At 68.5% G+C, this 7,985-nt stretch carries 9 protein-coding genes; 1 reads left to right on the top strand and 8 read right to left on the bottom strand.

The genetic code is table 11. The annotated features are described in order from the left end of the window. Positions 1–15: 15 nt before the first annotated feature. A complete protein-coding gene (locus Air01nite_RS39985; RefSeq protein ID WP_203708638.1) occupies positions 16–1,044 on the bottom strand; it encodes an aminotransferase class V-fold PLP-dependent enzyme in 1,029 nt (342 codons plus the stop codon). Positions 1,045–1,452: 408 nt separating this feature from the next. On the opposite strand from Air01nite_RS39985, the gene Air01nite_RS39980 reads away from it, so the two are divergent. Continuing rightward, a complete protein-coding gene (locus Air01nite_RS39980) occupies positions 1,453–1,650 on the top strand; it encodes a DUF397 domain-containing protein (RefSeq protein WP_203708637.1) in 198 nt (65 codons plus the stop codon). A gap of 80 nt (positions 1,651–1,730) precedes the next feature. On the opposite strand, the gene Air01nite_RS39975 is transcribed toward Air01nite_RS39980, so the two are convergent. The 7 genes from Air01nite_RS39975 to pdxS all read right to left on the bottom strand — a co-directional run bounded on the left by Air01nite_RS39975 (position 1,731) and on the right by pdxS (position 7,617). Beyond that, the gene (locus tag Air01nite_RS39975) at positions 1,731–2,327 is read right to left on the bottom strand and encodes a DUF6082 family protein (protein WP_203708636.1); all 597 of its coding nucleotides are present in this window, start codon (positions 2,325–2,327) and stop codon (positions 1,731–1,733) included. A gap of 77 nt (positions 2,328–2,404) precedes the next feature. Further along, complete coding sequence (locus Air01nite_RS39970; RefSeq protein WP_203708635.1) at positions 2,405–3,991, bottom strand: alpha-amylase family glycosyl hydrolase; 1,587 nt, start codon at positions 3,989–3,991, stop codon at positions 2,405–2,407. 59 nt (positions 3,992–4,050) lie between these two features. Next, the gene (locus tag Air01nite_RS39965) at positions 4,051–4,449 is read right to left on the bottom strand and encodes a plasmid mobilization protein (protein ID WP_203708634.1); all 399 of its coding nucleotides are present in this window, start codon (positions 4,447–4,449) and stop codon (positions 4,051–4,053) included. Further along, positions 4,449–4,688 carry a hypothetical protein gene (locus Air01nite_RS39960; RefSeq protein ID WP_203708633.1) on the bottom strand — a complete coding sequence of 80 codons (240 nt, stop codon included), beginning with the start codon at positions 4,686–4,688 and terminating at the stop codon, positions 4,449–4,451. The genes Air01nite_RS39965 and Air01nite_RS39960 overlap by 1 nt, the downstream gene beginning before the upstream one ends. A gap of 121 nt (positions 4,689–4,809) precedes the next feature. Further along, a complete protein-coding gene (locus Air01nite_RS39955; RefSeq protein WP_203708632.1) occupies positions 4,810–5,562 on the bottom strand; it encodes a YebC/PmpR family DNA-binding transcriptional regulator in 753 nt (250 codons plus the stop codon). A gap of 179 nt (positions 5,563–5,741) precedes the next feature. Then, positions 5,742–6,365: a pyridoxal 5'-phosphate synthase glutaminase subunit PdxT gene (gene pdxT, locus Air01nite_RS39950; RefSeq protein WP_203708631.1), complete on the bottom strand. Its 624-nt coding sequence runs from the start codon at positions 6,363–6,365 to the stop codon at positions 5,742–5,744. A gap of 346 nt (positions 6,366–6,711) precedes the next feature. Next, the gene (gene pdxS, locus Air01nite_RS39945) at positions 6,712–7,617 is read right to left on the bottom strand and encodes a pyridoxal 5'-phosphate synthase lyase subunit PdxS (RefSeq protein WP_203708630.1); all 906 of its coding nucleotides are present in this window, start codon (positions 7,615–7,617) and stop codon (positions 6,712–6,714) included. Positions 7,618–7,985: the final 368 nt, after the last annotated feature.

Below are 7,985 nucleotides of genomic sequence, written 5' to 3'. Positions count from 1 at the left end.
CGGGCCGCAGACCGGCTATCGCGACAACGCTTCGAGCGTCAGGTCGACGTCGTCGTCGGTGGAGTAGACGTGGAAACTGGCGCGAACCCGACCGGCGCGCACCGCGGCGCGGATGCCGGCGCGCTCGAGCTTCGACTGTGCGTCCGGCACGTCGACCGTCACGATCGCGCTGCCCGCCGGTGGCTTGCCCAGGCCCGCCAGGAAGCGGTCGGCCAGCCGCACGTCGTGGTCCCGGATCGCAGCCACGCCGATCTCCTCGATCAACTCCAACGCGGGCGCGGACCCGACGAAGCTGTGCCAGGCGGGCGAGATGTCGAACCGCCGCGCGTCGCCGGCGAGCCGCAACGGCAGACCGTAGTAGGAGCTGTGCACGTCTTCGCCCGCGTACCAGCCGGCCGCGGACGGCGTCATCCGCTCCCGCAACGCGGGCGCGTAGTAGCCGTAGGCCGTCCCCCGCGGCCCCATCAACCACTTGTAACCGCCGGTCACCACGGCGTCGGCCAACGCGCCGTCGAACGGCAACCACCCACACGCCTGCGTCGCATCGACGATCACCAGCGCGCCCGCGGCCCGTGCCGCCGCCACGATCTCCGCGTAGGGCGCGATCGTCCCGTCCGCGGACTGCACGAGGCTGAACGCGACCACCTCGGTCCCGGCGTCGACCGCGTCAGCCAACTTGCCGACCGGCACGCCGACCACGTCGTGCCCGTGCGCGGCCCACGGGAAGACGATCGAGGTGAAGTCGCCCTCGGCGACCACGACCCGGGTCCCGGCCGGCAGAGCGGCGGCAACGGGAGCGACGAGCTGCGAAACGGCAGAACCGACCGCGACGTCGGCAAGGGGCACGCCGATCAACCGGGCATACGCGGCCCGACACCGCTGCGTCGCCTCGTCCCACGGCTCCCACGACGTGCGCCCAACCCGCCAGTCCTCGAGCGCGACCTGCAACGCATCCCATGCCGGCTTGGGCGGCAGTCCGTAACTCGCGGTGTTGAGCCAACCGGGAATCGGCTCCCAGAGCTTCTGCGCAGCGGCAAGATCCATGTTTACCGAGGTTATCCCCGTTCCCGGCTGTCGACACGGTCCAATTCGGCATCGTTGGTTCCGTTGCTTTGCCGGCCACAACCCAACCGTTGACGGTCCACCAGACGGGGCTGTCTCGGCGACGACCCCGAAAGAAGGAGCCCAACGATCGGGTGCCACATCTATTGTGCTTCGGTCGGTCCACACTAAACTCTTGCCGCGAACTGCCTGACCTCCGCCTTACGCGGGTCGCTCGGGTTTCCTCCCTTGCGCGCTCGACGGGGCTGGGGCCCTCCCCTCGGGCAGGAGCTGACCCGCCGAATCGTGTCGCAACACGCCAAAGTCGCTTCACGTGACGTTGGCGTTCGTTCGTTGTATTCCTTTGTTACCCGGCCCGCACGGGGCCGACCATTTCGAAAAGGGCCTCATATGAGTGTTCACTGGAAGATTTCCAGTCGGTGCAATGTGGACCATTGCGTCGAGGTGTCGCTCAGCGACGAAGGCGCGCTGATGCGAGACGGAAAGATCGCCTCGCAATCACCCGTGCTCGCGTTCTCGACCGACGTCTGGCGATCATTTATCGATGACACCAAGCGAGGCGATTTCGATACGGCGGCAAGGCCCTAGCCCGCGAGCGCCGACCTCGACGTCGCGGCATCGAACCGGTCCACAGCCACGGGGTTACCCGACGCGGGCCACGCCCTGCGTCAGGCTCCTTCGTCGCCTGTGGGCCGGTGCCGTATCCGCGCCAACTGGTACTGCGCGTCCATCATGCGAGCGAACATTGCCACCTCGGGCGACGCGGTATCCGCGAGGTAGGTACCCCGTGCGTCGGCCCACCACGCTCGGGTCCGCGTACTTCTGAAGATCACGGGGCCTGCGGTGACCAATTCCAGGTCGGTCATGGCGCCGACCGCGTAGGCCATCTTCCAAAAAGAGAAAATCATGCTGAGGTACGCCGCCTCACGCATGTTCTCTTCGCCGTCCGTCGGGTCGAATCCCCAGAGCGACAACAGCTCCGGCTCGTCAAAGGCGAACTGGATCAGCTGGCCCCGGATGCCGCGAACGGCTTCGAACTTGGCGACCTCCGCCTGTCGCGTCTGCAGTCTGATCGACGACCAGACCCCTAGCAGGGCGACGGCGGACAACAGTGCGGACAGCGTGCCGAACGCCTGACCCACGTCGCTGAGGAACCGCCACGCGTCCGCACTGACCAGCAACCCCAACGCCGATCCGAACCCCAACCCGAGGGCGAAGAAGCACAGGGCTGTGAACCAAGCCAGTCGCCAGACAGGTCGCCGCATTCGCGCACCCCCTCGACGCTCAAACAAGCGCCGCTTACATGGGAGCACCTATTGTCAACAACCTGCTCAACGGGTCGTCACAGGGCGTAGATGCCGTAACCGAAGCCGTCGAGCTTGACCTCCGTCTCGGCCAGGCGGGCGCCGTGCACCTCCAGGGCGCGGACGCTGTCGCCGACCAGGCCCGGCGGCAGCGACGCCGTGGCCGGGGCGCGGCGGGGGTTGACCGCGACCAGGTGCGTGCCGCCGCGGGTGTAGACGAACGGGTAGCCGCTGTGCAGGACCTCGACCGGCGCGCTGCTGCCCAGTGCCGGCGTGGCCCGGCGCAGCGCGATCAGCCGGCGCACCAGGTTGAGCAGCGAGCTTTCGTCGTCGCGTTGCGCGGCCACGGTCGGGCGCGCCGGGTCCGGGTCGATCGGCAGGTAGAGCTGGTCGGCCGGCGCCGTCGAGAAGCCCGCGTTGGGCGACGAGTCCCACTGCATCGGCGTCCGGGAGCCCGTGCGGTTGTTGAGGGGCGTCAGCATGCTGCCCTCTTTGTCGGGCAGGTCGGGGACGTAGCGCATGCCGATCTCGTCGCCGTAGTAGATCGTCGGCAGCGTCGGCCAGGTCATCAGGAACGCGTACGCCGCGCCCACGTGCTCCCGTGAGCGCGTGCCCGTCACCAGGCGCGCGTAGTCGTGGTTGGCCGTCGGCAGCGCGATGTGGCCCGAGCCGCCGATCACCTCCGCCGCGTTCTGCCACTGTGTGACGAACTCCGTGATCGCGCCAAGTCCTTCGGCGTCGAAGAATGCCGGGTCGGTCGGCCACGACGGGTCGGCGGTGCCGACGCCGAGGTGCCACAGGGAGAGCAGCGCGTTGCCTCGGAAGTGCAGGAAGAAGTCGGCGTGGAAGCCCGCCGGCACCGCCACCGCCGGGTCGCCCCACTCGGGGATCAGGACATTGTCGGGGTACGCGCGGTCCATCCACGCGCGCATCTCGCCCCAAAGCTTGCCGGTCTCCACGTACCCGGGATCGTCCTTGACCAACGACGCCGCCATGTCGACCCGGAAGCCGCTGATGCCGCGGTCGAACCAGAAGCCCATGATCTCGCGCAACGCCTCGCGGTTGGCACGCGGACCGGGCGCGTCGACCGACTGCCGCCAGGGCTCGCGCACGTCGTCGCGGGCGTAGCCGAAGTTGAGCGCCGGCTGGCACGGATAGAAGTTGAGCATGAAGTAACCGCCGCGCCGCCCGGGCGCAGGGGCCCACGCCCCGGCCGGCGCACCGACCTTGGGCGACCAGATGTAGCGGTCGTCGTCGGGATCGTCGGCCCAGGCCCGGAACCACGGATGCTGGTCGGACGTGTGCCCGGCGACGAGGTCGAGCAGGACCCGGATCCCCCGCTCACGCGCGGCCTCGGTGAGGGCGACGAGATCGTCGTTGGTGCCGTAGCGGGGCGCGATCGAGAAGTAGTCGCTGACGTCGTATCCCGCGTCCGCGAACGGCGACGCGAAGCACGGACTGAACCACACGGTGTCAACACCAAGCCACCGCAGGTAGTCGAGCCGCTCGACAATCCCACCGAGATCGCCGATCCCGTCACCGTTGGAGTCGGCGAAGCTCTGGGGATAAATCTGATAAAGAACAGCGTCGGCCAACCAACCGGGCACGGAACGGGACTCACTCACCCCTTCACGTTACCGGCGCCACCCATCCCTGTCCCACCGACCACTGTGGACCATTCGTCTCAGGCGGTGAAACGAATCTGACGAGCGAGCGCCGTGAGGTCCTGCTGCATGTGTCGGACCAACTCAGCCACCTTGCTCTGGGCAGCCGCGTCGTCACCGGTCGCGGCTCGCAACGCGACGCTGCGGATGAAGGTGGAAACGGGCATTCCCGCGTCTTTCGCGGCCTGCTCGATCCGTGCCAGCTCGCCGCGGTTGAACCGCACCGAGACAATCGAGCGCACCTCAGGGTCGATCTCGGCCGGCTCGACGTCCTCCCAGGCCCCGTCCTCGTCGCGCTGCTCGTACGCCTGGTCGGCGAGTTCCCGCATCTCGTCCTCGGTCAGCCCCGTGACCGGATCGGTCTCGTCGCTCGGCGTGGTCGCGGCTCGGCTCTTCGCGGTGTGCTTGTCCTTGCTCATCAGGCATCCCATGCGTTGATCGGCGTAGCCCCGCGGCCCTCGGGTGAGTAGACGAACGCAACCGTCAGCATCCGCCCGGCCGGCGTGCGACCGGTGGCGATGTGGGTCGCGGCCCTGCCCCGTAGGTTCCGGCGAAACTTCGCGCCCGGCGTCAGCAGGACGTGCTCAATCTCTTTGATGGACGCCCTCCTCGTCGCATACAAGGTGTTCGCACCCCATTTCACCGAGCTGATCCGCATCGGCGGCACCGCTACCTCCCCGTATTACGAGAATAGCCCAACGTAATACGGAAACAACCCGACGCGTGGCCCTGCCACGCAGTCGGGTTGTGCCAATCGCCTTGCGGCTCCGCCGCCCGGATCAGGCGTCGATCAACGCCATGACGTCGTCGGAGACGTCGAAGTTCGCGTAGACGTTCTGGACGTCATCGCAGTCTTCCAGGACATCGATCAGCTTGAAGATCTTGCGGGCGCCGTCTTCGTCCAGCGGCACGTTGACGCTCGGCACCAGCGACGACTCCGCCGACTCGTAGTCGATGCCCGCGTCCTGCAGTGCCGTCCGCACCGGGACCAGGTCGGTCGGCTCCGAGACCACCTCGTAGGCCTCGCCCAGGTCGTTGACCTCCTCGGCGCCGGCGTCCAACACCGCGAGGAGCACGTCGTCCTCGGACAGCCCGGCCTTCGGCACGATCACAACGCCCTTGCGGGTGAACATGTAGGAGACCGAGCCCGCGTCGGCGAACGAGCCGCCGTTGCGGGTCAGCGCCGTGCGCACCTCCGTCGCGGCGCGGTTGCGGTTGTCGGTCAGGCACTCGATCAACAGCGCGACGCCGTTGGGGCCGTAACCCTCATACATGATCGTCTGGTAGTCGGCACCGCCGGCCTCCAGGCCCGACCCACGCTTGACCGCGCGGTCGATGTTGTCGTTGGGCACGGAGCTCTTCTTCGCCTTTTGAATGGCGTCGTAGAGCGTGGGGTTTCCAGCCGGATCGCCACCACCTGTGCGGGCCGCCACCTCGACGTTCTTGATCAGCTTGGCGAACATCTTGCCGCGCTTGGCGTCGATGACGGCTTTCTTGTGCTTGGTCGTCGCCCACTTTGAGTGGCCGGACATGGATGACCTCCGAAGTAACCCCAGGTTGGGCAGCGGAAACGGGCGGACGAGGCTGCCCAAGCAACCAAGTCTACGCAGGAGAGTGGCGCGGGCCTTCGCCAGGGATGATCCACTCACGCGAGCCGCCCAGAACGGACACGAGTGGAACGCGTCACAGGCCCCAGGCATTCCCGGGCCGGTCAGGCGGCCGCGCGCACCATCTCCACGAACAGCCCGTGCAGCCGCAGATCGCCCGTCAGCTCCGGATGGAACGAGGTGGCCAGCGCCGCGCCCTGCCGGACGGCGACGACGTGCGGCGCGATGACCCCGTCGGCACCGGCCCGGTCGATCGCACCCAGCACCGTCACACCGTCACCGACCGACTCCACCCACGGCGCCCGGATGAACACCGCGTGGAAAGGATCGTCGCCCGCCAGACCGGCGACCGGCACCGGCGCCTCGAACGAGTCCACCTGCCGCCCGAACGCGTTCCGCCGCACCGTCATCGAGATCGCGCCGAAGCTGCGCTGGTCCGGACGCCCGTCCAGAACGGTCGAGGCGAGCATGATCATGCCGGCGCACGAGCCATAGACGGGCATCCCATCGGCGAGCCGCTTAGCGATGGGGTCGTACAACCCGAACTCGACCGACAGCTTGCTCATCGTGGTCGACTCACCGCCCGGGATGACCAGCCCGTCGACGTCGTCGAGCTCGGCGGGCCGGCGCACCGGCACGGCGTCCGCGCCGCAGGCGGTCAACGCGCGGACATGCTCCCGCACGTCGCCCTGCAGGGCAAAAACGCCGACAACCGGACGAACCGTCACGCAGCCACCTCGCTTCGCTCAGCCGAACGCACACGGCCACGCCCACCCCGCTCGGCCGAACGCACGCAGCTATGCCCGTCGCGCTCCGCCGGACGCACGCGGCCACGCCTGTCCCGCTCGGCCGGACGCACGCGGCTACACCCGTCCCGCTTAGCCGGACGCACGCGGCCACGCCCATCTAGCTCGGCCGGACGCACACGGCCACGCCCGCCCCGCTCGGCCGGGCGCGGGCCGGCGAGCCGACCGCGCTCCCCCGCCGCCGCGGTCTCCCGGTCGTAGACACGGCCGACCTTGCGCACCACGCGCAGCGCCGCCGACTCGGCGACCGGTGCGAGGCTTCGCTCGGTCACCAGCCACGCTCGGCCAGGCGGTGCGGCTGCGGGATGTCGTCGACGTTGATGCCGACCATGGCCTCGCCGAGCCCGCGGGAGACCTTGGCGAGCACGTCGGGGTCGTCGTGGAAAGTGGTCGCCTTGACGATCGCGGCGGCGCGCTCGGCCGGGTTGCCGGACTTGAAGATGCCCGAACCCACGAACACACCCTCGGCGCCGAGCTGCATCATCATCGCGGCGTCGGCGGGGGTGGCGATGCCGCCGGCGGTGAACAGCACGACGGGCAGCTTGCCGGCCCGCGCCACCTCGGCGACCAGCTCGTAAGGCGCCTGCAGCTCCTTGGCCGCGACGTAGAGCTCGTCAGGAGACAGCGACGTCAACCGCCGGATCTCTCCGCCGATCTTGCGCATGTGGGTCGTCGCGTTGGAAACGTCACCGGTGCCGGCCTCACCCTTGGACCGGATCATCGCGGCGCCCTCGGTGATCCGCCGCAGAGCCTCACCGAGGTTGGTAGCCCCACACACGAACGGCACGGAGAACGCCCACTTGTCGATGTGGTTGCTGTAGTCAGCGGGCGTGAGCACCTCGGACTCGTCCACGTAGTCGACACCCAACGCCTGCAAGATCTGCGCCTCGACGAAATGCCCGATCCGCGCCTTGGCCATCACCGGAATCGAAACGGCGCTGATGATGCCATCGATCATGTCGGGGTCGCTCATCCGCGAAACCCCACCCTGAGCCCGGATATCAGCCGGCACGCGCTCAAGCGCCATGACCGCCACCGCACCCGCATCCTCAGCGATCTTGGCCTGCTCCGGGGTGACCACATCCATGATCACACCGCCCTTGAGCATCTCAGCCATACCCCGCTTCACCCGCGAGGTACCGGTAACGCCGCCCTGCTCGGTGGTCTCGGTCACGTGGCCACACTCCTCTCGCCCAGCCCTTTACGCCTCGCCAGGGTAGTGGGGAATTGGCTCCCACCCGATATCCAATCGCCCCCAAGGTGGCCTTCCCAACACCGCGGCAGGAGCAGGAGGAGCAAGGGCGGGTTCATGTCCCGGGTTCGCCGTGGGCACGACCGTCGCTCCCGCCGGACAACGCTCCGCTTCGCTCCGCTGCCAGGTTCGCGTCCGGTCACCCCTTAAAGATCAACCCGGCGCGACCAGCTTTCAGCGGCGAGCGGTGATCTTTGTTTGTGGGACGGCGGGGCTAGCTGACTGGGTCTCCGGGACTCTGCCCCGGACCCCGCCGAGCTGCGGGGACCCACCGGGAAGGGCGGGGCGGG

The organism is Asanoa iriomotensis (genome assembly GCF_016862515.1).
Classification (GTDB): Bacteria; Actinomycetota; Actinomycetes; order Mycobacteriales; family Micromonosporaceae; genus Asanoa; species Asanoa iriomotensis.
Note: the sequence above shows the minus strand (reverse complement) of the source record. Positions and strands in the feature narration are given on the sequence as shown.

What these genes read in the sequence shown, in the direction of transcription:
- Air01nite_RS39985 (WP_203708638.1), bottom strand. Translation starts at nt 1,044, where the DNA reads ATGGATCTTGCCGCTGCGCAGAAGCTCTGGGAGCCGATTCCCGGTTGG.
- Air01nite_RS39980 (WP_203708637.1), top strand. Translation starts at nt 1,453, where the DNA reads ATGAGTGTTCACTGGAAGATTTCCAGTCGGTGCAATGTGGACCATTGC.
- Air01nite_RS39975 (WP_203708636.1), bottom strand. Translation starts at nt 2,327, where the DNA reads ATGCGGCGACCTGTCTGGCGACTGGCTTGGTTCACAGCCCTGTGCTTC.
- Air01nite_RS39965 (WP_203708634.1), bottom strand. Translation starts at nt 4,449, where the DNA reads ATGAGCAAGGACAAGCACACCGCGAAGAGCCGAGCCGCGACCACGCCG.
- Air01nite_RS39960 (WP_203708633.1), bottom strand. Translation starts at nt 4,688, where the DNA reads ATGCGGATCAGCTCGGTGAAATGGGGTGCGAACACCTTGTATGCGACG.
- Air01nite_RS39955 (WP_203708632.1), bottom strand. Translation starts at nt 5,562, where the DNA reads ATGTCCGGCCACTCAAAGTGGGCGACGACCAAGCACAAGAAAGCCGTC.